Here is a 21,323-nt window from a genome sequence, read left to right as displayed (position 1 = left end):
TCAAGGCCCCGGGCGCAGCAGCTCCAGCACATCGGTCCGCGTGGGCACTTCCACTGCGCTCTCCAGGAAGGGGCGGATGTCGGCTTCGACCGCCTTCCACTCGACGGTCGTGACCCTCGTCGCGACCGTCTCGCGCCAGACGCGCTCCGTGAGCGGCACCGCCAGCGGCTCGGTCTGGCGCCGCGCCGCGTTCAGCAGATCGAGGTTCGGGGGAGGCCAGTCGGGATCGCTCAGGTACCAGACGAGATCGTAGATGTCCCTCCCTTTCATCCAGGGCCGGTGTAGCACCGCGTGCAGCTTGCCGGCCAGCAGCGATGCCCGGTCGTGGAGATGGACGCGCAGGGACACATGTCGACGCACCAGCCGCGTCTCGGTCACGGCGCCCGCCGGCGGCCGGGTATCCACTTCGAGCTTGATCCGGAGCACTTCGTCGGGGTGGCTGGACAGGCCGAACTCGTGGGGGAGTCCTCGAAACCGGAACCAGCCGGCGTGGACCGAACCGGCGTCGCGCAGCGAAGCCATCGCTTCGTAGCCCTCTCGCCGGAACTGCCTGGAGATGGACGTGAGCCAGCGACGCGGATCGTAGCTCTCGCGGGGACCCTCGAGGGCAAAGTCGAGATCCTCCGAATACCTCGGCAACCGGTACAGAAAGCGCAGGGCCGTGCCGCCGTGGAACGCCAGCGGCGACATGGCGCCCGCCCTCTGCAGACCCTCCAGGATTCGCGCCTGGAGGTATTCCCGCATCACGTTGCGCGCGGCCTGCGGATCCAGCCCCCGAACGAGTTGCCGGAGATGGTCCTTCACGGGACGCGCAGGGATTCGTCTATCGACGCCGCTTCGCCGGCCCGTCGGATGACGTGGGCCGCGGCGCGGGCCAGCTTCGGGCTCCCGCTGGCGGTGGCCTCCGCTCGCAGGCGCTCCGGCCAGAGTTCCTCGAAGTTCAGACGCAACCCGTCGATCCAGGCCGGGGCGTCACCCCCCGGCTGCAGGTGCGCCAGGTCGAGAAACGCCTTCTCGGGGCGGGCGACGAACGCGCTCTGGCCGTCGACCAACTGCACGAGCCGATAGCCGGTCCGAAACGCCGGCTTCACGTAACGGAAGGAGAACCGACCCAGCGGCGTCTCCCTGATCTGCGGACGGGCGGCACCGCAACTCGTGACCTCGGGGACGTACTCGGGGATCGCGTTCGCGAACGCGAGCGCCGACAGCCCGCTGACATACGAGCCGGGTGCGAGCCGGTTGGCGACGAGGAAGGGGTGGGGGATGACCTTCCGGTACGGAGGCGCCAGCGCGAACAACCCGCGCCGGAGCCGCAGCAGCTTGCCCGTTGCGCACCAGCGGCTGAGTTGCGCCTCCAATCCGGGCTCTCGGCCTCGCCCGCTGCGCAGGAAGCCGGTCTCGAACACCGGCTCATCTGCAACAACCTCGAGCAATTCCGCAAATTTCATGCAGGAAATATGACGTATCAGGCAATAAGCTGCAATAAATCGGTCTCGCCACAGCCCCATTCGGGGCGCGAGACCTTGAACTCCTACCCGGGAAGCGGGCAGGCGAGCTTGACGAAGAGCAGATTCCGGACCCGGCCTCCGCCGACCCGCATCTCCGTCACCGCGCCGTCCGGCGCGCGCTCGAAGCGCACCTCGCGCATGAACCAGCGATCCGTGACGAATTCGTCGCGGGCGCTCGGCTCGAGGGCGATGTCACCGTGGCGTATGTGGCGCGCCACGAGCCCGTCCTCCGTCGCCTCGAGGTGGTACAGCGCGTCGAGTTCCGGGCTGTAGTAGCTGCCCGCGTATCCCCCCAGCGTGGCCGCGTCGGGGGTCGGGAACGACGTGGAATCGGCCGGCGAGGCGGGCTGATCCTCTTCCTCCTCCGGCGCTTCCTCGGGGAAGACTCCGGCCAGGACGACCTCCGCCACCTGCCGCGCCCGTCCGCCCGGGTTGCCGTTCGCGACGTTCGTGAGGACGACGACCCCCACGTCCGCCTCGGGATACCAGTTCACCTGGCTCCGGAACCCCGCGTCGGCGCCCCCGTGCCCGATGGTTTGCAGCCCCCGGTGCTCCCCGATGCCGAGGCCGTGCGCGTAGGGGATCGTGTCCGCGCCGTTGAGGATGCCGCGCGTCTTCATCATCTCCATCACGCCGGGGCCGCCGACCCGCTCGTGCCGGAAGTTGTCGAGCCAGCGCGCGAGGTCATCGGCCGTCGTGAACAGGCTCGTCGCCCCCGCGTTCGCGTAGCTGAGGACCGACTTCGTGTACTCCGGGCCCGCCGCCGCCCCGCTTTCCTCCTCCCCACTCTCTTCCTCCGAGGGAGCCGGGGCGTAGGAATAGGCCCGGTCCGGAACCACGTGCTCGTGGTCGTCGTGAAAATGCGTCCGCTCCATCCCGAGCGGACGGAAGATCCTCGACGCGGTGAATTCGGCGAAGGACATGCCGCCGGCCGCCTCCGCCGTCTGCGCGAGGAGGGTGTAGCCCATGTTCGAGTAGAGGTACTCCGAGCCGGGCTCGAAGTTGAGTTCGCGCTGGCGCGACATGAGGCGCAGGATCTGCTCCGTCGTGATGACGTCGTCGAGGCGCCAGCCGGAGATGCCGAGCAGTTGCCACTGGTCCCGGATTCCGCTCGTGTGGTGGATCATCTGGCGCACGGTGACGGGATGTTCGAACTCCGGGACGAAATCGAGGTGCGCCTGCACGGGGTCGTCCAGGGAGAGCGCCCCCTCGGCCGCGAGCATGGTCACGGCCATCGCGGTGAACTGCTTCGACACCGAGGCGACATGGAACACCGTGTGGGGCGTGACGGGGACGCCGTGTTCGATCTGGGCGTAGCCGTAGCCGCGCGCATGGATGATCTCGCCATCGCGGATGACGGACACGGAGGCGCCCGGCGATCCCGGCCGGTCGAGGTCGGCGAACACCGCGTCGATTCCGCGCGCGAGGGCGGAGGAGGAGGGTGGGCCTTCGGTGCCGCCGCACGCCGCGACGAGCAGCGCGAGAACACTCAGGAGGGTGGCGAGGGACCCATTGCGCATGTCTACCTCCGCCGTGGGCCTAGGGATCGTGGAGTTCCACCAGCATCTCGATCTCCACGGACTGGTCGCGGGGGAGGGAGGCCATCCCCACGGCCGCGCGCGCGTGCTTCGAGATCGCGGGGCCGAACACCTGCTCCATGAGGTCGGAGCAGCCGTTGATGACCTGCGAATGCTGCGTGAAATCCGGAGGCGTGTTGACCATCCCGAACACGCGGACGATCCGCTTCACGCGAGAGAGGTCGCCGATCTCGCGGGCGAGGGAGGCGAGCAGGCAGACGCCGACCCAGCGCGCGATCGCGTAGCCCTCCTCGACGGTGTGGTCGAACCCGACCTTCCCCGTGTTGGTCTCGTCGAGGCCCCCGCAGGGGCCGTGGCCCGCGAGGAAGACGAGATTCCCCGTCGTCACCGCCTTGACGAAGTTGGCCGTCGGCGCGTCCGGGGTGGGGAGTTCGATTCCGAGTTCCGCGAGCCGTTCCTCGGGGGTCTGGCCGGCGACGCCGGAAGACCCGAGCAGGAGAGCGAAGACGCCCGCGAGCGCGGCGGCGGCACTCCGGCCCGCGCCCGCGCGGCACCACGGCGGGAGGCGCGAGGTCATGCGGTCCCCGGCGGGTTGCGCCGGCGGGAGACGATCTCCTCGGGCGCTGCGCCGGTGCGCAGGGCTTCCGCCGCGATCTCCACGGCTTCGAAGATCTTCGTATAGCCCGTGCAGCGGCAGAGATTGCCCGACAGCGCCCGCGCGACATCCTCGCGAGCGGGGTTCGGGTCGCGGGTCAGCAGTCCATGGGCCGAGCAGAGGATGCCCGGCGTGCAGAAGCCGCATTGCGCTCCTCCCGTGAGATCGAAGGCGTCCTGGAGCGGGTGGGGTTCGGGTCCGTTCGCGAGCCCCTCGACCGTCGTGACCTCGTGGCCGACGGCCTCGTGCACCGGCATGATGCAGGAGAGCACGGCCTCGCCGTCGCGCAGCACCGTGCAGGCGCCGCAGTCGCCCTTGTCGCAACCCTGCTTCGATCCCGTGAGTCCCAGGGCGTAGCGGAGGGTCTCGAGAAGGGTGTAGTGAGAGGGCACGCCGACCGTGCGCCGGTCTCCGTTCACTCGCAGTTCCACCACCGTATGCATGACGCGCAATGTTGAGCGGGCGACTCACGGCCGGCAACCGACAGGGCAGGGGTGGCGTACCCATCCCGTTTGCGCGGGCGGGGTGGCCGCTTTAGAGGTTCGGGAGATGGGAGGCGGATTCGCCGCCGCTCTGCGGACGGGAGGTACGATGGTGTCCCGGTACATATGCGCGATCCTGCTCTCCGCCGCGGGAGTCGGCGCCCTGGCGCCCGCCGCTGCGGAAGCCCAGGAGATCCCGGTCGATCGCTGGCTGGTGTCGAGCGCGGAAGTCGAGGCGGGCGAGCACCCGCTGCCCGAGTCGGCCGCCGACCGGTTCCCGGACCGCAATCTCGAGACGGAGTCCGGTATCTGGAGTCTGGTCCGGCGCGACGGGGAGGCACGGTTCGACTTCGCGGAGTGGACGGACCCCGGCGAGGCCACCCTCGCCCACGCGTATCTGAAGGCGGCATCCGACACGGATGTCCGGCTGGCGCTGGGGGTCGAACCCTGCGCGGGACTCCAGGCGTGGCTGAACGGCCAGACGCTCCCGGAAGCGGCGCGCCCCCGCGAGGTGCGGCTGGCGAGCGGCTGGAACACGCTGCTCGTCGTCCTCGACGGGGAGCCCGGGTGCGACCGGTCGCTCTCGGCGAGCCTGTCGCACGAGACGGGACCGAACCACCGGAACGGGCCCCGGTCGGTCCGGGTGGCCGTGCAGGCGTCCCGTCCCCCCGGCGTGCGGCGGAACTACCCCGAGGGCGCCGTGACCGTCTCGGCACCGCGCGTGACGGCGCTCGCCTGGAACCCCGGCCGGGAGGACCTCGAGGCCGCGATCCGTTACGACCTCGCGAGCTGGGGTCGCGAGGGTGGCGACGCGGGCACCGCCGTGGATGCCCCGGGGGTCCAGCGACCGGGGGCGCCGCGACCCGGGGGTCCGCCGGCGAGTCCGTTCGACGCCCCGCGCCGGGGCGGCGCTGGCCCCCCCGGGGAAGCCGCGGGCGACGATGACACGGGCCCCACGGACCCGGAAGGGATGCGGGCGAGCATGATCGCGACGCTGCTGGGCCGCCCGGAAGTCAGGGAGCCCGCGCCGCGCGACGGATCGGTCGAACTGCGCCTGGGCGACGCGTCGTTCGTCGGGGCGGGTAGCGATCTCCGGCCGGGCAGCCCGGTCTCCTTCGACGGCTCCCTGCCGTTCCGGTCGCTCCGCGAGGCGGCGCTGCGCGAGAACGGGATGCGGGCGGAGTTCCGCTGGCGGGACGGTGACGCCGAAGGCGAAGGCCGCATGCCCGCGGCGCCGGTGCTGCAGGCCCTGCACGGGCCGCTCGATCTGGGCCTCGCGGCCGGCCCGGACGGCGTATGGCGCGGCCAGTTGCGGGTTCCCGACGCCCTCGCCGGCTTCACGGTTCAGGGCATGGAGGGTTCGTGGACCGTCGATGGGGCCTCCGCCGAGGACGCCGTGCTGTGCGCCCCCTGCGAGCGCGGCCGACGGTTTCGAGGTCGAGTTCAGAGCGTCGCAGTCGTCACGGGACGAGAAGCCGCGGGCGCGTATCGTGGACCGTGGCTTCCCGGATCTCGCCGAGGGTGCCGGCGTGTCGGCGCTGGAACTGCTACGGGCGCTGGAAGGCGACAACCGGCGCTACCGGGAACTCGTCGGCGGATAGCGGACAGGGGCGGAGGACAGCTCCGGCCCGCCGGGCGGGGACCGGATCCGCTCAGTCCTTCGGGGCGTCCTCGTCCGCCGCGGCCGGCGGCGCGTCGGCGGGCTCGGTGGTGGGAGGGGCGATCAACGGCTCCGGGCGCGGTTTCGGAGCGAAGTTCGGGCGCGAGGAGTCCGTCGACCAGGGATCGATGAACTCCTCCGCGGGATCGACCATGTCCCGGGGGACGGGTGGCGCCTGCTCGTCGACCACGGCCGCGGCCGTTTCGTCCGTTCCGTCTTCGGCGGCGCCCTCGTCCGCGCCCGCGTCATCGTCGGCCGGACCCTCGCCGGCGGCCACGGCGGTTCCGGCGATGGTGGCGCTGCTCGCTGCCGCCGCCGGCTTCGGCGGGGCGGGCGGAGATTGCCACTGCGTCTCGCGGCCCGCCGCCTCGAGTTCGCGCTGGATCTCGTTCATCCCCTTCCGGAACTCGCGGATCCCCTTCCCGATCGTGCGGGTGATCTCCGGAAGGCGGCGAGGTCCGAACACGATGAGCACCAGCATCGCGATGAGGATGATCTCGCCGAGTCCGAATCCGTTCAGACTCATCGGGCCGGCCTCGCGCGGGTCAAGGCGTGAGCGCCTTCAGCACGTCCTCGCCGTAGAACATGCCGATATATTTCGCCTGCACCGGCGTGACGCGGCGCACGGCCCAGATCAACTCGACGTGATTCGGTTCCCGCGGCGCCACGCGCAGCGCGAACCCGCACTCGCCCGGGAGCCGGTCCGCCTTCTTCAGGTTGCACTTGCTGCAGGCGGTGACCACGTTCCGCCACCCGTTGTCTCCCCCACGCGAGAGAGGCTTGACGTGATCGCGGGTCAGCGACTCGCGGTAGCCCAGGTCCCGTCGGTGACGGCCGCAGTACTGACAGCAGTATGCGTCGCGCGCGAACAGGAACGTGTTCGTGACCTGGCGGCGGAAACGGCGCGGGATCTGGATGAACCGGGCGAGCCGGATGACGACGGGCGTGTCCATGCGGAAGCGCTCGGAACGCACCGGACGCGCCGAATCCACTTCCAGGGCGTCGGCCTTCCGGTCGATGATGAGGCGGACGGCGCGCCGGACCGGGATGATCGTCAGCGGCTCGTATGAAGCGTTCAGGGCCAGACAGCCCATGGGCGATTCCCCGTTGGAGTTCGTGGCGAAAAACAAGCAACCCGGCCACAGCCTGTCAAGCAACCTGCCGAGCAATCCGCCCGGCGGCGAGTCCGGCAATGACCGGAGCCGCGGGGCCGGCCGGCCGGTGAGTTCCGCCGGAGTGTGCGAAGTCGCGGTGGCGCGGACCTTCCTCGGCACGCTCGCCTACTCGATTCCGGCCTCGCTCGTCGGCGCCGTGACCCCGGGCGTCCGCGTGCGGGTGCCGCTCGGCGGCGGGGTCGAGGTGGGTGTCGTCGACCGCATGGGACTTCGGGAAGACCGGACGCGGAGACCGCGCCTCCGCGATCTGCGCGCCGTCCTCGACGAGACGCCGGTCGTCGACGCGGCCGTGCTCGAACTGTGTCGCTGGATCGCGGACTATTACGTGGCGCCCCTGGGGGCGGTACTGAAGGCGGCGCTCCCCCCGGGCCTGCTCGTCGGGCGCTCGGGGCGCGATGCGAGCCCCCGAGCGCGGACCGAACGCGTCCTCAAGCTGGTGCGCGATCTGAAGACGCTGACCGAGCGGGAGCGTCTGTTCGGACGCGCCCACCGCCAGCGCGAACTCTACGAAACGCTCGAAGCCGCGGGGGGGCAGGCCGCGGTGCGGCACCTCACGAAGCAGCACGGGTTCGCCCGCTCCGTGCTGAACGGGCTCGTCACCCGCGGGGTCGCGGAGGTCGTGGAACGGGAAGTGGAGCGCGACCCGTTCGGCGGGCCGGTCGAGCCCGAGAGGCCGATCACCCTGACCCCGGCCCAGGAACGGGTCGTGGCGGCGCTCGAGCGGCTCGGCGCGGTCGGCGGCGGGGAGGTCGCGCTCCTGCGCGGCGTGACGGGGTCGGGTAAGACCGTGATCTATCTCGATGTGCTCGAGCGACAGCTTGCGAGAGGCCGTTCGGGGATCTTCCTCGTCCCGGAGATCGCGCTCACGCCTCAGATGGTGCGGCGCTTCCGCGCCCGGTTCGGCGACGCCGTCGCCGTCCTGCACTCCGGTCTGTCGCGCGGGGAGAGGTTCGACGCCTGGCGCGGCCTGCGCGAAGGGAGGAAACGCATCGCGATCGGTCCCCGGTCGGCCGTCTTCGCGCCGGTCCGGAGGCTGGGAGCGATCATCGTCGACGAGGAGCACGAGAGCAGCTACAAGCAGTCCGACGTGCCACGCTATCACGCCCGCTCCGTCGCGGTGATGCGCGCGCGCATTGAAGGGGGCCTGTGCGTCCTCGGCTCCGCGACGCCGGCGCTCGAGAGCTGGGCGAACGCGCGCGAGGGGCGATACCACCTGCTCGAGCTCGAAGAGCGCGTTACCAGCCACGGGCTGCCGGCGGTCGAACTCGTCGACCTGCGGGCGGATGCGGAGGACGAGGCGCCCGCCGACGCCGAGGCGGGCCCCCGGATCTTCTCCCGCCGCCTGCGCCACGCGATCGATGTCCGGCTCGAACGGGGGGAGCAGACGATCCTCTTCCTCAACCGGCGGGGCTATGCCTCCTTCGCGGAATGCCCCGCGTGCGGTCACGTATGGAGCTGTGACGCCTGCTCCGTCACGCTCACTTATCACCGGAGACGCCGCCAGCTCGTCTGTCACCATTGCGGGTCGACGGCGCCGCCGCCCGACCAGTGCGACAACTGCGGCGCGCCCACGCCGCGGTACGCGGGGGTCGGGACCGAGCAGGTCGAGCGACGCGTCGGCGAGCTGTTCCCGAGCGCGGGGCTCGCGCGCATGGATCTCGACACGACCGGATCCAAGTGGGCGCATGCGGAGATCCTCGAGGCGTTCCGTCGCCGGGAGGTGGATATCCTCCTCGGGACGCAGATGATCGCCAAGGGTCTCGACTTCCCGCACGTCACGCTGGTCGGTGTGATCAACGCGGACGTGGGCCTGCATCTGCCGGATTTCCGCGCCAGCGAACGCACCTTCCAGCTCCTCGAGCAGGTCGCCGGACGGGCCGGGCGCGGCGACACGCCGGGGGAGGTCTTCGTCCAGACGTCGCGTCCCGGGCACGACGCGCTGACCGCCGCCGCCGCGCACGATTATGTCGGTTTCGCGTCGCGCGAACTCGGGGACCGGCGCGAACCGGGATACCCGCCTCACCGCCGGCTCGCGAATCTCGTCGTATCCGGGACGGACGAATCGCGGGTCATCGACGCGGCGGAGGAACTCTCCGAGTGGACGCGCGCCCTGATCCGGGACCGGCGGCTGGAGGGGATCGACGTCATAGGGCCGGCCCCCTGCCCGATCGATCGGCTCAGGAAACGGTGGCGGTGGCACTTCCTGCTCAAGGCCGACCGCGCCGGAACGCTGGGGGGAGTCCTTCGCTTTCTGGGGGAGCGGCGGGGGCAGCCCGGGTCGGGGTTGCGTCTGGAGATCGACCGGGATCCGGAAGCGCTGCTCTGACCCGGCGGCGGAATCCGGGCCGGGGGGCGGCTTGTTTGCACGCCCAGGGGCCATGCAAGTTGTGCGGCTGAATTCCCTTCCTGCGCAGGAGCAACCATGAGCGAGGCGAGCACCCGGAAGATCCGGGTCACGGTTCGGGCGGTCCAGATTCTCGAGAGTCTGGACGTGGACAAGACCGGCGAGTTCATCTTCTGGTCCAGTGTTTCGAGCGATGGCGGTCCTTCCGTCGAAGCGCGGTATCCCGCCAATGGGCACATGAAGATCTCGGAGGAACCGGTCTTCAACCGGGCGGTGCTCAACTGGGTGATCTTCGAGGGAGAGGTCACCGATCACCTGTCGGTGGAACTGAAGGGCGAAGAGGAAGACCGTTTCGGTGGAAACGACTTCCTGACCACGTACGAGCGCGAGTTCCAGGGTCCGGCCGCCGACTGGCTGGGCGCCTACGGGCCGGGCGCGGACGACGGCGACGAGGACGACCCGGAGATGATGAGCGACTGGCGGGTGACGCTGCGCATCGAAGCCGCGTGATCGTCTCCCTGTCCGAGCCGGGGACGGGCGTCGTGGTCGCTTCGCGGACGGCGTCGGCTCTGGCGCTGGTCCTCGTGCTCGCGGGGTGCGGCGGCCGGTCGCTTCCACCCGGCGCCTCGGCGGAGGCACGCGCCGCCTTCGAGGAGTGTCGTTCCCTGCAGCACGACGAGAAGCAGGCTTGCTACGAGCGCCACCTGCTCGACGAGCTCGATCGGGCCGGAGTCGGCCCCGCGCTCGAGATGCTGGAGACGGTCGCGGTCGGCGACCTGTCCGTCGAGGCGCAAGGTCACGTCTACACGCACGCGATCGGGATCGAGGCCTACTCGCCCGAAACCCCGTTCGAGGAGGTGTTCAGCGAGTGCACGGTGCTCTTTCAGTCGGGGTGCTACCACGGCGTCGTGCAGTCGCACTTCATCGCTTCCGGCGCCGCGGATGCGGAACAGGTGGTCGAACTCTGCGGGCCCTTCGAACGCGAGCCCGTGGACCGCTGGATCCTGTTCCAGTGCCTGCACGGTCTCGGGCACGGCCTCACGATGTACTACGGGCACCATCTCCCGATGGCGCTCGAGGGCTGCGACTTCCTGACGAACGACTGGAACCGGCAATCGTGCTACGGCGGCGTGTTCATGGAGAACGTGGTGAACGCGACGGATCCGCATCATCCCGCCTCGGAACTCCTCCTGGGGGAGGGCGACGGGGAGGGCGAAGACGGGGGTGAAGGAGAGGCCGGGCACGGCGCGCACGACCACGCGGCGATGGCGATGACCGAGGGGATCGAGGCGCTCGAGCCGTGGGAGGCGCTTCGGGCCGACGACCCGCACTATCCGTGTTCGGTCCTGGACGAGCAGTATCTGAACGCCTGCTACATGATGCAGACGTCGGCCATGCTGTGGCACAACGAAGGCGACATCGGCGGCGCGGCCACCTCCTGCCTCGATGCCCCCGAGGGTTGGCGCGAGCTCTGCTTCGTCAGTCTCGGCCGCGACGTCAGCGGCCGTACGGTGCTGGACCCGGACGAAGGGCTCGACGAGTGCGGCAAGTCCCCGGAAGAGTTCCGCGAATGGTGCTACGTGGGGCTGGTCAAGAACTACGTCGATGTGACGGCTACGACCGGGGCGGCGTTCGCGTTCTGCCGGCGCGTCGAACCGTGGGCCCAGGTGCGGTGCTACGAGGCGGTGGGAGAGCAGTTGCTCGGGCTGTACGCGGATGAGAGCGGACGCCGGGAGGAGTGCATCGCGGCCGCACCGGAGCCGGAGGAACTCGAACAGGCGTGCCTGCGCGGCGCCCGCCTGCCGATCGACTAGCCCTCCGGCGCTCCCCGTACGGGAGCGCCGCGGTTGACCGCGACCGCAGGTCTCAGGCGGGCTCTCCGTCGGCGGCGCGAGTAACACCCAGCCCCGGCGCGTCGGGAAGGACGATCCGTCCCGCCTCGAGGTGCGGGCCGCGGAACGGATCCGAGCGCAGGAGCGCGGCCCCGTCCAGGTCGGCGTAGTCCACGAGCGGCGCCAGGTGCGCCGCGGGCGCGATCCCGAGGCTCGTCTCCAGCATGCAGCCGAGCATCACCTTCAGCCCGCACGCCCGCGCCGTGTGGATCATGCGCAGCGCTTCCCGCGGACCGCCGCACTTGGCGAGCTTGATGTTGATGCCGTCGACGCTCCCGTCCAGCCGCGGGATGTCGGTCGCCACGATGCTCGACTCGTCAACGACGATGGGCAGGGCGGCGCGGGCGCGGACGAATGCCAGTTCGTCGTTGTCCGTCGGCGGGAGCGGCTGCTCGACGAACTCGACGCCGTATTCCGCGCACATCGCGATCCCCTCCACCGCTTCACGAGGCGTCCACGCCGCGTTGGCGTCCACGCGCAGGATCTTGTCGGGGGCGGCGCCCCGCACCGCGCTCAGACGCGCTTCATCGTCGTCGCTCCCGAGCTTGATCTTGAGGATCGGCCACGCCCCGGCCGCGCGCGTCCGCTCGGCCATGACGTCGGGCTCGTCGATCCCGATCGTGAACGAACTCAGCGGGGCATCCGCGGGATCGAGCCCCCAGAGCTTCCACAGCGGGAGCCCGACGCGTTTCCCCACCCAGTCGTGAAGCGCGGACGAGACCGCGCAGCGCGCGGACCCGTTGCGGCCCAGGAGCGCCGCGAGGTCGCGCTCGATGTTCTCGAGCGCGAACGGATCCTCCACCTCCTCGATGCGCGGCGCCAGCTTGCGCAGCGCCGCCTCGACCGTGTCGGCGGTCTCGCCGTAGTAGCCGGAGGGATCCGCCTCTCCCCAACCCTCGATCCCCTCGTGCTCCAGCCGCACCCAGACCAGATCGTCGCCCGTCTTCACGCCGCGGCTGATGCGGAACGGGTGCGCCGTTCGGACGCGGAACGGCTCCCAGGAGATCTTCATGCGTCTGCCGCCCTCCACAGGTTGTACTGGATCCGCGACGGCGTCACCTCCGGCCCGTCTTCGCGCATGTAGACATCGATCTCGGTGCGGTGCCCGAACCGTCCCTCGAGATAGACGCCGGGTTCGACCGAGAATCCGACCCCCGGCACGAGCCGCCGGTCGTCGCGCATCTCGATGCTGTCGAGGGTGGGCCCGACGCCGTGGAGTTCGCGGTCGATGCCGTGCCCCGTGCGGTGGAAGATGGCGTCCGCGTAGCCGCGCGCGGCCAGGGTGTCGCGAGCCGCGCGGTCCGCGTCCGCCCCGGTGGCGCCGGGATTCGCGCGGATGACGTCCACGGCCGCGTCCCGGGCCGCGACGACCGCGTCCCAGGCCTCGGTCACGTCGGGCGGCGGCTCCGGCCCCAGGTAGCCCATCCACGTCTGGTCGGCGAAGACGGCCTCGGGTTCACCGGCCACGCGTCCCCACAGATCGACCATGAACACCCGCTCCGCCGCCAGTGTCGCGGACCCTTCGGCCAGGGGCTCGTAGTGCGGCTTGGCGGCGTTCGGTCCCACGGCCACGATCGTGTCCGCCCCGGTCAGGCCTTCGGCGCGCAGCCGGGCCCGGATCCACTCGGCGAGATCGTGCTCGGTCTTCGGGGTCGGCTCGCCCGCGGTCTCGAAGGCGTCGGCCGTCCCGGGGTCGGCCTCGGGGCTCAACCCCGCGGCCCGGGCCGCGAGTTCGAACGCGGTCCGTGCCGTCCGCGCCAGGATCTCGGCCGCACGGTGGTGCAGTTCGGTTCCGCGGGCGCCCCACTGGGCCGCGGTGCCGGAGATCAGGTCCACGGAGCTGACCACCCGGGGCCCGACCGACTCGACGAGTTCGACCACCCCCGCGGGGACGTTGTCCACGTAGGGGATCGAATCGCGGGGGCTGACCTCCATGGCCACCGAATCCATCCCGTCCAGCATCCGGCGCAACTCCGTCTCCATCTCGTCCCAGCCCAAGTAGCTCGTGAGCCGGTGCGGCCAGCCATCCCAGCCGGATACCTCTATCTTCTGTACGAGCGCGTGCGGCGTCCGACCCGGCGCGATGAGCACGAAGTAGCGGCGTTTCTGGCCCTCGGGGAGGCCGACGAGATCCGCCGCCAGCGCGTTGCAGGCCCGAAAGTCGTACAACAGCCAGGCGTCGATCCCCCGGTTCTTCAGCTCGCGGGAAGCGGTCTCCAGGAATGTGGCGTCGAGATCGGGCAAGGGCAGGCTCCGTATCTTGATTCGTACCGGGTCAGGCCGTGGCGTCGCGGAGGGCCGTCAGATGGGAGACGACGTTTCGTCCCAGTTCGTCGGGATTGTAACCGCCCTCGAGGAAGGAGACCACGCGGTTCCGGGCCGTCCCTCGCGTCCGTCTCACGACTTCCAGCGCCAGGGTGGTGAAGTCCGCCTCGGTGAGGGTGAAACCGCCCAGCGGATCTTCCGCCCCCGCATCGAAACCGGCCGAAATCAGCGTCAGGTCGGGTGCGAAGCGGGCCAACGCCCGATCCAGGCCGTCGAGCAGCGTCTCGACGTAGCGTTCGGGCGCCAGACCGGCGGACATCGGGAGGTTCAGCGTGGTCCCTTCGCCCTCGCCCCGTCCCCGCTCGTCGGCCATGCCGGTGCCGGGATAGAACGGGTGCTGGTGCATCGAGAGGAAGAAGACGGACGAGTCTTCGTAGAAGATGTCCTGCGTCCCGTTCCCGTGGTGGACGTCCCAGTCGACGATGAGCACGCGCTCGATCCCGGGCCGGGTGAGCGCGTGGCGCGCCGCCACCGCGATGTTGTTGAACAGGCAGAAGCCCATGGCGCGGTCCCGCGTCGCGTGGTGCCCCGGGGGACGCACGGCACAGAAGGCGGCGCGGAACTCACCGTCCAGGACGGCATCGACCGCCGCGACTCCACACCCGACCGCGGCGAGCGCCGCCTCCCAGCTTCCGGGGGAGACGGGCGTATCGGGATCCAGTCGCAGGATCTGTCCCGTCTCCACGGACCGTTCACAGCTCGACCGGGTCCGCTCGACGTGCCCCGGAGAGTGGGCCAGCTCCAGCGTCGCCGCCTCGGCCGGCTCCGGCACGACGGGCGTGACGTCCCCGTGCAGCTCGGGCAGCGCTCGCTCGAGCGCGCCCATCACGGCCCGGAGGCGGCCCTGGTGCTCAGGGTGCCCCCACCCGGTGTCGTGGCGGCTGCAGGCTGGGTGCTGGAACAGACCCACGGGCTTCGGGTCTGTCGCGGGCCGGGGTTCTGGCAAGGTCTCTCAGTGCCGGCCGCGAGCCCGTTCCCGGGCGGGCAGAACCTCGAGACACGTCGTCCACCAGCCGGTGAGGATCGTCTCCACGAACTCTTCGGGGAGTCCCTCCTCGCGCATCTCGCGGGCGAGGCGATCGTGGTCGTAGCCGACCGGCACGAACTCGACCTCCGGCGACGCCCCTTCCGCGGAGTCGAAATCGAGCAGCGCGTACCAGACATCCGTCCGCCCGTCGTTCGCGGGGCGCCCCAGCACGCCGACGTTGACGAACAGCCCGCCGCCCGGGAGCGTCCGCTGCCAGGGGATCCCCGTGTGGGTGGCGAGCACGACATCCGCCTCGCGCTCGCGGGCCAGGTGCGCCAGGAACTGTGTCGAGGTCGCCGATTCCCAGAGGAACTCGTTCATGCGGCGGGGGCTGCCGTGGCACATGAGGACGCGGGTGCCGTTCACCTCGAGGCGGATCTCGCCCGGCAGGCGGCCCAGCCAGCGGCGCCACGTTTCCGCCGTGTTCCGGAACGTGTACCGGTACGAGAGTCGGGCGAAGCGGTTGTCACGCGGGTCGGTGTATCCGCACTGGCAGTCATCGAGGCCCCGCGCGATCGAGTCGTCGTAGTTCCCGCGCAGTACCTGCACGTCCGCATCGAGGAGAAGCGGGAAGACGCGGTCGGGGTTCGGACCGAAGGCGCCCAGATCGCCCAGGCAGTAGAGGGCATCCGCGCCCCGGGTCGCCGCGTCTTCGATCGCGGCCGCCAGAGCCAGGTGGTTGCTGTAGACGCCGCCGAACACGGCGATGCGGTGCGGTTCAGGAGACATCCTGCCCTATGCCCGCGTAGTTGGAGCAGATCGCGCCGTGCAGCCAGCAGGTATGGCAGGCCGATTCGGCGAGTCGCACCGGGCGCGCCGCCTCTTCCAGCGTCGACCCCATTCGCGCCTCCGGCGTCTCGATCAGGATGGGGCACGCGTACACGCCGCGGCTCGTCACGACGCGGCTCGAGGCGCAGAGCAACTGGTTCTCGTCGTATCCCTCCATCATGTCCGCGGTGACCCGTTCTTCGTCCATGTAGGGGCGCGCGCGCTCGGCTTCGCGTCCGATCCGGAGCGAGGGAAGGATCTTGAGGCGCGGGTTCGCGTAGCCGAGGTCCCGCAGACGGGCCACGAAGGCCTGCCGGACTTCCTCGTCGCGCTCCGGCTCCCACACCTGCGTGGCCGTGATGATCGGGAGGAACCCCCGTTCGAGGAGCTTGCGGACGCCGTCCATGGCGCGGGCGAAGGTGCCTTCGCCCCGGATCGGGTCGTTGGTCTCGGGCGAGGGCCCATCCACGGAGACGCGGATCTCGAGCGAGTACCGGGATTCGCGGGCGGCCCGCGCTATCGGCGCGAGAGCTCGCTCCGGGAGCAGCGTGCCGTTCGTCAGGACCGAGGCCGGCCCCCGCTCCAGCGTCCGTTCGAGCATGGCGGGGAGGTCCGGGTGCATGAAGGGCTCGCCGCCGGTGAAGTAGTACTCCTTCACGCCCCATCCCTCGGAGCGCGCGAGCCACCCCTCGACCTCGGCGAGCGGGAGGAACTCGAAGCTCCGGTTGTCGGGGGCACAGCTGATGAAACAGTGGACGCACCGCAGGTTGCAGATCGTCCCCGACACCTGGAACCAGAGCGTGTCCAGATGGTCGAGCCGCACCAGGGGCGCCTCGGTCGAGGGCGTGGCCCCGTTCGAGGGCGTGGCCCCGTTCGACGACGGGTGGATCCGGAGCGCGCGGTCGGCGCTTCGCTCCGGATCGATCGGCAATGCCGATCCGGACATGGGACGAACCTCTGCGGGTTTCCGGTGCCTGATCTCCCGTGGTAAGACCCCCGCCACGGGCTGTTGATCCTACCGCATCGGCGGCCCCGCGCGCGACCGGTGGGGCGCGACGGGGCCTCCCCGCCGGCCGCTAGGTCAGGAGGGGGACTCCCGCCGCCAGCCGGGCCTCGACCTCCTCTTCAGGCGCTTCGATCAGTTCCAGGATGGGCTTAGCATCGCGGGGCGGCGAAGGCTCGAAGGAAAAGATGCGCAGCACCCGCGCCGAATGGTGCAGGGAGTGTCCCAGTCGCGGAATGTCGATCAGGCCCCGCTCACCCAGCGTCGTGAGGCGCCGGACGACTCCGTCGTTCCGCACCAGTAGCAGGTTGAGTTCGAGCATCCCGGGATAGCTCGGGTAGTCGAGCATCACCGACCCTTCGGGGAGCCCCCACTCCCGGGCCATGCGGCGTTCGAGCGCCGCGACGAGGTCCCCGCGCCTTGACGGCCACGAGGAGAGCCGGTCCGGAAGCTGATCGCCGGTCAGTTCTACGAGCCGCTTGGGGAGACGACGGTCGAGGAGCGCCCGCAACAGTTTCGCGGCGCGGCCGAGCGCGGACGCCGGGTCGTGGCCGCGGTGCGCCGCCGACCGTTCGATCCGCCGGCCGATGAGCGACAGCAGCTCCTCGTCGCTTGGGCCGGCGAGGTCCTCGGGGGAGAGCAGTCCGTTGTCGAGCGCCGTCTGCACGAGGCGCACGAAGGTCAGCGTCGCGGCGCGCACCGCGTGGTGCCAGTAGACGTTCCGGTACATCTGGTACTTCGAGAAGAGGAGCGTCTCCAGCGCGCTGATTCCCTTCTCGCTCACCGCGAGTTCGAGCGGCCGCCCATCGCCTTCGCGGGCGACCGTGAGCGCCGGCAGCAGCCGGTCCACGTCCACGGCCCCGTAGGGCACGCCGCAGAAGAGCGCGTCGCGGCGCAGGTAGTCGATCTTGTCGAGGTCCAGCGAGCCGGAGATCAGTCCCTGCAGCGGGTGTCCCGAGGTGCCGCGGATGAGGGCCGAGATGCGCGCGGCGGCGTCGGGGCCGTACCGCTCGAGGACCCGCCGGATCGGCGTCGCCGCCATGAAGCGCGTGGCGATCTCCTCGTGATCGCCCGGGATCGATTTCGGCCCGAGTTCCTCGACCGCGTGAGAAAACGCATAGTGCCCGACGTCGTGAAGAAGCGCTCCGAGGCGCACGACCGGCAGCTCGTCGAGTTCCGCCGCGCTCAGGGCTGCGAGGTGTCCGTCACGCTCGAGGCAGGAGATCGCCCTCGACACGAGGTGGTACACGCCGAGCGCGTGGAGGAAGCGGTTGTGGACGCCGCCGGGATACACGAGATGCGCGAACCCGAGCTGCTTGACGCGCCGCAGTCGCTGAAACTGCGGCGCGTCGAGGATCTCGGCCGCGTCGGCTTCGACGTGGATGTTCCCCCACAGGGGATCGCGGATCGTACGTGGTCTCGTCATGGAATCGCGTGAAGATGTTCCGGTGCGAGGTCAACGGGCAATCAACGCGCCTTCACCCGCGCGGTTCCGGCGGCGGGTGGTTGCGGCGCGGGCCGGGGCTTCGCGAGCTTTCCGCCCTCGGCTGTCGGGCTCATCCCGCCCGCGGCGGTCTTCCTCTGACGGCCTCCGGAGCGGGAGCAGGTTGAACGGGAGGCGGCGTGGAGATCAAACGCGACCGGATGGTCCACCTGGGGTACGCGAAGTACTGGCGCTCCGACCAGATCGTCGGATTGCTCCCGATCGAGGAAGGGAGGGGACCCGGCCGGCGTACGGAGGTCTTCGTCTCCACGAGAGCCGAGTCGGTCACCGCATCTCGATCCGAGGGTTCGATCCTCCACGACATGGCGTCGCTCCCGGACGAAGCCCGGGCCGCCGAGGCCGGCTCCATCGCGGAGGACCTCGTGGGAGCGCTGCGCGAGCTGTCGCCGGTCCTCAAGCGCATGCTGAAGAACGAGCAGGGGTTCGACGTCGAGTACTGGGCGGGCAGACTCCGTCGGGTTCTGGAGCCGGACGATGGAAGCGAGGGGCAGGAGGATCTCTTCGGCTGAGGCGCGGGCCGTGGCGGTCACGCTGGCGGCGCTCTGCGTCGCCGCCGCCGTCGGGGCTCAGGAAATCCCGGCGTCAGAGGCTGCGGGCGCGGAGGTCCAGGGCGCGGAGGTCGCAGCTCCCGATGGCTGGAACTCCGAGGCGGCCCTCATTCTCATCGAGCGCGCGATCGAAGCGCGGCGGCATGCATGGGCCGACAGTTCGCTCGAGCGATTCCGGGCCGAGGCGCAGGGCCACCTCTACTACATCGGAGACTTCCGGGGGCAGCGGCACGTCATCCGGGCCGACCAGGTCGCCCTCGACGTCCGCTGGCAGGCGCCGGACCGCACCGTGCAGACGATCGTCGGGCGGCGCCACGAACTCCGCCTTCCGACGAACATCCAGTATCACCTCGACCATCTATTCCTCGTCCTCGACAACTTCGGAGACCGGATCCGGATCGGAGACGGGTACGAGGTCGAGCACGTACTTCACCCCGCCGGGACCGGGGCGCGGGACTTCTACGATTACCGGCTCGCGGACTCCCTGGAGATCCGGATCCGCGGCCGGAGCGCGCGGGTGTTCGAACTCGAGGTCCGTCCGCGGGAAAGCGGGACTCCCGCGGTGGTCGGTTCGCTCTTCCTCGAACGGGCCACGGGCGCCATCGCGCGGATGCGGCTCACGTTCACGCCCAACGCCTATCTCGACCGGCAAATCGTCCGGATCGTCGTCGATCTGCGCTCGGCGCTGTGGGAGGGACGCCACTGGCTTCCGGTCGAACAGGATCTGGAGATCACGCGCTCGCTTCCCTGGCTCGATTTTCCGCTGGAGACGCTGATCCGGACGCGTCTGAGGGTGCTGGATTACCACTTCGGTGAATCGGCCGCCTTCAGCCTCGGTCCGGGCCAGTATGTGTACGCGTATCCGGAGGAGGATCTGGCCCGCTTCGACGGCTGGGAAACCTCGCTCTACGGCGGCCCTCTCGAGGGCGCCGGGGTCGAGAGTGGCCCGACGGGGGATGACCTCACGCGGCTGGTGGAGCGGGCCGGCCGCGACCTCGAACGGGCGGTCCTCGACGCCCGAAGGCTTCTCCCGCGACAGGGTCTGGTCGGCGGGCGGCGGCTCCAGCTCTGGTTTCCGAACGCGTCGGGGGCGATCCGGGCGAGGCGCGCCGAGGGGCTTCTCGTGGGGGCCGGAGGCGCCTACCGGATCGACGATCTGACCGAACTTTCGTTGTGGGGAGGCTTTGCGGCGGGCGAGGCGAGGCCGCAGGCCCGCGTCGGTCTCCGGCGGCGCCTGGGACGCTTCGAGCTGGAATTCGACGGTTGGTTGCGGGCGAACCGTGACGTGGGGCGCGAAGTGGCCTCCGGGGCGCTCCAGACCCTGGCCCTGCTGGTCGAGGGAGAGGATTACCAGGACCCGTACTTCGCGGACGGGGGGCGCGCGGGCCTCGTCCGGGAGACCGGCTCGGCCCGCTGGCGCGTCGGCGTGTCGGCCGAGCGCCACCGGGCGGCGGATCTCGTCGTGCGGACGACACCGTTCGGGGAGGGGACACTCCGTCCGGTGCGACCGGCGGACGAGGGGGACCTGGCGGCGCTGGACGCCGGAGTGGCGCTGGACCTCGGACGCGGACTGGGGGCGCGCTGGGGGCTGGACGTCGCGGGCGAAGCGGCCACGGGGGCCGTCGGAGACTTCGGTTTCACGCGAGCCAAGGTGGCGCTGCGTGGCGCGCGCGAGAGCCTGGGCGGCGGGTGGGGGTGGGCGAGCGAGATCGAGTTCGGCGCCGCGGGCGGGGACCTTCCGGCCCAGCGGCTCTTCCTGCTCGGCGGCCGCGGCTCTCTCCCGGGCCACGCGTTTCGCGGCTGGGGCGGCGACCGCATGGGCCTGTGGCGGGCCGAGGTGTCGCGCAGCCTCGCCTCGCCTTGGGTGCGGCTCCGCGCGCGCGCCGCCGTGGGATGGGCGGGGCTCGGGACGGCGGGCGACGCGGCCGCGAGCCGTTTCGGCGTCGGCGAGAGCGCCGGGCTGCGCGCCTCGGCGGGGTTCGGGCTCGGGCTCTTCTACGACCTCCTCCGGATCGACGTGATGCGCGGTCTCGGCGGAGGGTCGGCCGGGGAGGGAGACTGGGTGGTCCTCCTCTCGCTGGACCCGAGAATCCGGGGGATCCTCTGACCCCGGATGGGGACCGGAAGCCTTGTCATGGCGGGCGGGGGATGACAGGATTTACGCTGGGCCGCCGCGCCCCACTTCCGGGGCACCGCGCACGGCATGTACAGATCTCCCGCTTGAGGTTCGCCCATGAGTGACGCAGAGATCACGACCGCGACCCCTTCGGGTCCCTCCGCCGGTCATTCCCGCAGGACGTTCATCAAGGGGGTCATCGCGACGGGGGCCGTCGCCTCCTCCTCCGGCTACCTGTTCCGGGCCCGGAACCCGCTCTCGGCCAGCACGGTCGTCAAGGCTTCGATGCCGCGCATGATCTCGCTGAACGTGAACGGCGTTTCGCGTTCAGTGGATGTGCTGCCGCAGGAGACGCTGGCGATGACGCTGCGCTACAAGCTGGGGCTGACCGGCACCAAGCTCGGCTGCGACCGTGCGGAATGCGGCGCCTGTACGGTGCTCATCGAGGGGGTTTCACACTACTCGTGTTCAACGCTGACGAACGCCGTGCGCGACCGCTCGATCACGACGATCGAGGGGCTCGAGAGCCCGGACGGGACGCTGCACCCGGTGCAGCAGGCGGTGATCGACGAGGGCGGATTCCAGTGTGCGTTCTGCGCGCCCGGCTTCATCATGAGCATGGTCGCGCTGACCAACGAGAGTCCGAACGCCACCCGGGAAGAGACGGCGTACGCCCTGTCCGGCAATCTCTGCCGCTGCGGCGATTACAACAAAATCCTGAACTCCGCCATGCGCGCCGCCGAATACGCGCGGCGCATGGTGTGAGGGGAGGGCGACA

General features: G+C 70.5%; 19 protein-coding genes. 6 read left to right on the top strand and 13 right to left on the bottom strand.

The annotated features are described in order from the left end of the window. The 7 genes from ACOOHF_RS06025 to ACOOHF_RS05995 all read right to left on the bottom strand — a co-directional run bounded on the left by ACOOHF_RS06025 (position 1) and on the right by ACOOHF_RS05995 (position 6,937). Complete coding sequence (locus ACOOHF_RS06025; RefSeq protein WP_420463792.1) at positions 1-804, bottom strand: nucleotidyl transferase AbiEii/AbiGii toxin family protein; 804 nt, start codon at positions 802-804, stop codon at positions 1-3. Beyond that, entirely contained in the window at positions 801-1,448 is a 648-nt protein-coding gene (locus tag ACOOHF_RS06020) for a type IV toxin-antitoxin system AbiEi family antitoxin domain-containing protein (RefSeq protein ID WP_420463791.1), read from the bottom strand. The genes ACOOHF_RS06025 and ACOOHF_RS06020 overlap by 4 nt, the downstream gene beginning before the upstream one ends. An 83-nt stretch (positions 1,449-1,531) precedes the next feature. Next, positions 1,532-3,028 (bottom strand): serine hydrolase domain-containing protein, encoded by a 1,497-nt coding sequence (locus ACOOHF_RS06015; RefSeq protein WP_420463790.1) that lies wholly within the window; start codon positions 3,026-3,028, stop codon positions 1,532-1,534. Between the two features lie 19 nt (positions 3,029-3,047). After that, the gene (locus ACOOHF_RS06010) at positions 3,048-3,623 is read right to left on the bottom strand and encodes a RidA family protein (protein WP_420463789.1); all 576 of its coding nucleotides are present in this window, start codon (positions 3,621-3,623) and stop codon (positions 3,048-3,050) included. After that, positions 3,620-4,120: a (2Fe-2S)-binding protein gene (locus tag ACOOHF_RS06005; RefSeq protein ID WP_420463788.1), complete on the bottom strand. Its 501-nt coding sequence runs from the start codon at positions 4,118-4,120 to the stop codon at positions 3,620-3,622. The genes ACOOHF_RS06010 and ACOOHF_RS06005 overlap by 4 nt, the downstream gene beginning before the upstream one ends. 1,715 nt (positions 4,121-5,835) lie before the next feature. Next, positions 5,836-6,369, bottom strand: coding sequence for a Sec-independent protein translocase subunit TatA/TatB (locus tag ACOOHF_RS06000; protein ID WP_420463787.1), 534 nt, complete (start codon positions 6,367-6,369; stop codon positions 5,836-5,838). Between the two features lie 19 nt (positions 6,370-6,388). Then, positions 6,389-6,937, bottom strand: coding sequence for an HNH endonuclease (locus tag ACOOHF_RS05995; RefSeq protein WP_419934117.1), 549 nt, complete (start codon positions 6,935-6,937; stop codon positions 6,389-6,391). A gap of 22 nt (positions 6,938-6,959) precedes the next feature. On the opposite strand from ACOOHF_RS05995, the gene priA reads away from it, so the two are divergent. From priA to ACOOHF_RS05980, 3 genes are all read left to right on the top strand, one after another. Beyond that, positions 6,960-9,344 (top strand): replication restart helicase PriA, encoded by a 2,385-nt coding sequence (gene priA, locus ACOOHF_RS05990; RefSeq protein ID WP_420463786.1) that lies wholly within the window; start codon positions 6,960-6,962, stop codon positions 9,342-9,344. 96 nt (positions 9,345-9,440) lie between these two features. After that, complete coding sequence (locus tag ACOOHF_RS05985; RefSeq protein WP_420463785.1) at positions 9,441-9,872, top strand: hypothetical protein; 432 nt, start codon at positions 9,441-9,443, stop codon at positions 9,870-9,872. Beyond that, complete coding sequence (locus tag ACOOHF_RS05980; RefSeq protein ID WP_420463784.1) at positions 9,869-11,176, top strand: hypothetical protein; 1,308 nt, start codon at positions 9,869-9,871, stop codon at positions 11,174-11,176. The genes ACOOHF_RS05985 and ACOOHF_RS05980 overlap by 4 nt, the downstream gene beginning before the upstream one ends. Before the next feature lie 52 nt (positions 11,177-11,228). Here the strand turns inward: ACOOHF_RS05980 and ACOOHF_RS05975 are convergent, their stop codons facing one another. The 6 genes from ACOOHF_RS05975 to ACOOHF_RS05950 form a co-directional block, all read right to left on the bottom strand. Beyond that, the gene (locus ACOOHF_RS05975; RefSeq protein ID WP_420463783.1) at positions 11,229-12,266 is read right to left on the bottom strand and encodes a dipeptide epimerase; all 1,038 of its coding nucleotides are present in this window, start codon (positions 12,264-12,266) and stop codon (positions 11,229-11,231) included. Further along, positions 12,263-13,498, bottom strand: coding sequence for a M24 family metallopeptidase (locus ACOOHF_RS05970; protein WP_420463782.1), 1,236 nt, complete (start codon positions 13,496-13,498; stop codon positions 12,263-12,265). Before ACOOHF_RS05970 ends, ACOOHF_RS05975 begins: the two co-directional genes overlap by 4 nt. A gap of 31 nt (positions 13,499-13,529) precedes the next feature. Then, a complete protein-coding gene (locus ACOOHF_RS05965) occupies positions 13,530-14,489 on the bottom strand; it encodes a histone deacetylase family protein (protein ID WP_420463781.1) in 960 nt (319 codons plus the stop codon). 42 nt (positions 14,490-14,531) lie between these two features. Beyond that, a complete protein-coding gene (locus tag ACOOHF_RS05960; RefSeq protein ID WP_420463780.1) occupies positions 14,532-15,335 on the bottom strand; it encodes a metallophosphoesterase family protein in 804 nt (267 codons plus the stop codon). Next, positions 15,325-16,320 carry a radical SAM protein gene (locus tag ACOOHF_RS05955; protein ID WP_420463779.1) on the bottom strand — a complete coding sequence of 332 codons (996 nt, stop codon included), beginning with the start codon at positions 16,318-16,320 and terminating at the stop codon, positions 15,325-15,327. The genes ACOOHF_RS05960 and ACOOHF_RS05955 overlap by 11 nt, the downstream gene beginning before the upstream one ends. Positions 16,321-16,450: 130 nt before the next feature. Continuing rightward, on the bottom strand, positions 16,451-17,803 hold the full coding sequence (locus ACOOHF_RS05950) for an HD domain-containing protein (protein ID WP_420463778.1): 1,353 nt from the start codon (positions 17,801-17,803) through the stop codon (positions 16,451-16,453). 197 nt (positions 17,804-18,000) lie between these two features. On the opposite strand from ACOOHF_RS05950, the gene ACOOHF_RS05945 reads away from it, so the two are divergent. From ACOOHF_RS05945 to ACOOHF_RS05935, 3 genes are all read left to right on the top strand, one after another. Further along, entirely contained in the window at positions 18,001-18,390 is a 390-nt protein-coding gene (locus ACOOHF_RS05945) for a hypothetical protein (RefSeq protein WP_419934107.1), read from the top strand. After that, entirely contained in the window at positions 18,356-20,536 is a 2,181-nt protein-coding gene (locus ACOOHF_RS05940) for a hypothetical protein (RefSeq protein WP_420463777.1), read from the top strand. The genes ACOOHF_RS05945 and ACOOHF_RS05940 overlap by 35 nt, the downstream gene beginning before the upstream one ends. A 126-nt stretch (positions 20,537-20,662) precedes the next feature. Further along, positions 20,663-21,310: a (2Fe-2S)-binding protein gene (locus tag ACOOHF_RS05935; RefSeq protein ID WP_419934105.1), complete on the top strand. Its 648-nt coding sequence runs from the start codon at positions 20,663-20,665 to the stop codon at positions 21,308-21,310. The last annotated feature ends 13 nt before the right edge of the window (positions 21,311-21,323 follow it).

It is taken from the genome of Candidatus Palauibacter sp. (assembly GCF_965216145.1).
Taxonomy (GTDB): Bacteria; Gemmatimonadota; Gemmatimonadetes; order Palauibacterales; family Palauibacteraceae; genus Palauibacter.
Note: the sequence above shows the minus strand (reverse complement) of the source record. Positions and strands in the feature narration are given on the sequence as shown.

Excerpts from the sequence above, each read along its gene's own strand:
- ACOOHF_RS05955 (WP_420463779.1), bottom strand. The coding sequence starts at position 16,320 with ATGTCCGGATCGGCATTGCCGATCGATCCGGAGCGAAGCGCCGACCGC.
- ACOOHF_RS05985 (WP_420463785.1), top strand. The coding sequence starts at position 9,441 with ATGAGCGAGGCGAGCACCCGGAAGATCCGGGTCACGGTTCGGGCGGTC.
- ACOOHF_RS05940 (WP_420463777.1), top strand. The coding sequence starts at position 18,356 with ATGGAAGCGAGGGGCAGGAGGATCTCTTCGGCTGAGGCGCGGGCCGTG.
- ACOOHF_RS06015 (WP_420463790.1), bottom strand. The coding sequence starts at position 3,028 with ATGCGCAATGGGTCCCTCGCCACCCTCCTGAGTGTTCTCGCGCTGCTC.
- ACOOHF_RS05935 (WP_419934105.1), top strand. The coding sequence starts at position 20,663 with ATGAGTGACGCAGAGATCACGACCGCGACCCCTTCGGGTCCCTCCGCC.
- ACOOHF_RS05995 (WP_419934117.1), bottom strand. The coding sequence starts at position 6,937 with ATGGGCTGTCTGGCCCTGAACGCTTCATACGAGCCGCTGACGATCATC.
- ACOOHF_RS06010 (WP_420463789.1), bottom strand. The coding sequence starts at position 3,623 with ATGACCTCGCGCCTCCCGCCGTGGTGCCGCGCGGGCGCGGGCCGGAGT.
- ACOOHF_RS05960 (WP_420463780.1), bottom strand. The coding sequence starts at position 15,335 with ATGTCTCCTGAACCGCACCGCATCGCCGTGTTCGGCGGCGTCTACAGC.
- ACOOHF_RS05950 (WP_420463778.1), bottom strand. The coding sequence starts at position 17,803 with ATGACGAGACCACGTACGATCCGCGATCCCCTGTGGGGGAACATCCAC.
- ACOOHF_RS05975 (WP_420463783.1), bottom strand. The coding sequence starts at position 12,266 with ATGAAGATCTCCTGGGAGCCGTTCCGCGTCCGAACGGCGCACCCGTTC.
- ACOOHF_RS06000 (WP_420463787.1), bottom strand. The coding sequence starts at position 6,369 with ATGAGTCTGAACGGATTCGGACTCGGCGAGATCATCCTCATCGCGATG.
- ACOOHF_RS06020 (WP_420463791.1), bottom strand. The coding sequence starts at position 1,448 with ATGAAATTTGCGGAATTGCTCGAGGTTGTTGCAGATGAGCCGGTGTTC.